We start from the raw sequence: 2221 nt of genomic DNA, 5'->3' as shown, positions 1-2221 counted from the left end.
ACTTTAAATATTAAAAAATAACAAATAAATTTAGAAATTAATTTTCAATGTTGCATTGATACCACTTGAACTTACATCACTATTATATTGGCCTTGGTAAAACAGCCCGAAAGTCGTTGATTTACTTAATTGTGCATCAACACCTAAGCCAACACCAAATAAATTATCCAATTTACCACCACGTAATGTTGCATCACCGGAATTTGATAAGAATAGGCGTGATTCAGGGCGATTGTCACCAAATAAATGGCTAGCAGAAATATCGCCTTTTAATGCCATATTAACGTTACCCGCCATAAATGGATATCCACCACGTAAACCAATAGTACCGACTTGAATATCTTGTGAATCAGTCTTAGTGGTAAATTTCATATTACCGACATTTTCATTGATATCATCTGTTGATACACGCAACCAGCTAAATCCTGCATATGGCTCAATAGTGTATTGATTAGTATTAAATTGAGTATAAGCACCTTCTAAGAAGATTTGAGTAATTTTTGCATCATAACTTGTAGAGTTATAACCCGCATTTTGTCCTACCCAAAGTGTTCTTTTTGCATCTCTATCTTGGTTAGTATGTGTGAAACCATAGTTTAATGAAGCCACATCATACAAATTAGACACACCATAAGCACCAATATGGATATCGTTGCTGTCTATTTTACCGTGTTCATTACCTTTATATTTAGTTGAACCCGCACCAAAGAAGAGACCCGCCTTAGTATTTTCAGTCACATCAATTTCTGCGCCTAATAACCCCACATAGAAATCAACATCCATATTGCTGTGACCATAGTCAGCATTCCCCCATTGACCAATGCCTGTCATCCAAATACGTGCGTTGCTGTTATCCAATTTAGCATAACGACCTTGACCAATACCCATGGCCTGATCTTTCACTGTACGCGTTAACCCTAAAACATTAACCACACTCGCACTGTTGGCATTTAAATACATATCACTGCCTAATGATCCGTAGGTCTTATTCAGATCTCTTTCATTCATAGGAAGTACAGCATTAAATAACTCACCACCGCCTGTATTATCTAAAGCATTAGCAATAGAACGACCATTTTCATTATTTGCGAAAGTTGCCAACGAGGTATTTTCTTTCTTACTTAATGTCCCTGTAATGACGTTGTCTTTTACAGAAACATTTTTATCAAATAACGCATAATCATTATTTGGATTATTATTCGCTAGCATTTTTGTTTTAACACGATTATCAACTAAATTTCCTGCATTAACTGTACCTGTTGAAATCGTGTTATTAAGGTAAATATCTTTTAATTGGCCTACATTATCTGCACCAATATCTAGATTTGCGCCTTTATTTAAGGATATATTGCTGACATTAACATCATGTCCAACAGTCACTAAATATGTGCCTTTATCATTGATATTAATATTAGTTTTATGGCTTTCATTAGATGTTAATTGACCTTGTTGAGTAAAGGTATCGTTATAACGATCAATTACACTTAATTTACCACCGTTAACATTAACCGCTTCTGTACCAAACGATTCTGTAAAACCATATAAAGTACCTTGTTCAACGGTTGTGCCACCACGATAAGTATTATCGCCCGTCATCACTAATGTACCTTCGCCTTGCTTGACTAAAGCGCCATCATATAACCCAGCGTCAATTTTCGCTTTAATAGCATCAGCGCGTTTTTGGTAATACGCTAGGCGCCATTTTTCAGCATCTTCTTTGCTGACAATGTGTGAGGTTGGATCTGAATTACCATCGTTGATAACAAAATCAGTTCCTAAAACATAATCACCACCAGCAGCAATGCCTTTATCTGTATATTCCTTCAACCATGCGAGATCTTCTTGTTCACGTAAATCTAATGCGGCTTGTGAAATATCATTTGTCCAAACATCAAGTGGTGTCATGCTTAGGTTATATTCAAACTTCCCTAAGAATTGACCAGGACCATACATCCCTTTATCTAAATCTGGAGTCCCCCAACCATAACGTACATCTGGCGTGCCTTCAGCCGCAGTCCAGCTATCATATAAAGATCCATCTGGGTTACGATGATTAGCCGTTGTAAACATCACGTCACGCACTTGCATCGCATTCATAGAGCCATAACGTGACATCAGTACACCCATCGCACCAGTAACATGAGGTGCTGCCATTGATGTACCACTAAAGGTATCCCAACCAGCATTTCCGTCTTCATCGACAACTGATGAATAAATGAAA

The 2221-nt window shown here is 37.2% G+C and carries 1 protein-coding gene; it reads right to left on the bottom strand.

What is annotated here, in order from left to right:
* Positions 1-30: 30 nt before the first annotated feature.
* Positions 31-2221: autotransporter domain-containing protein (locus tag BHE89_RS15155; protein ID WP_128860603.1), on the bottom strand; the 2191-nt coding region annotated here is incomplete at its 5' end.

Source organism: Shigella sp. FC1967, assembly GCF_001743005.1.
GTDB lineage: Bacteria > Pseudomonadota > Gammaproteobacteria > Enterobacterales > Enterobacteriaceae > Proteus.
The sequence above is the reverse complement of the archived record's forward strand: the minus strand, read 5'-3'. Positions and strand labels throughout refer to the sequence as shown.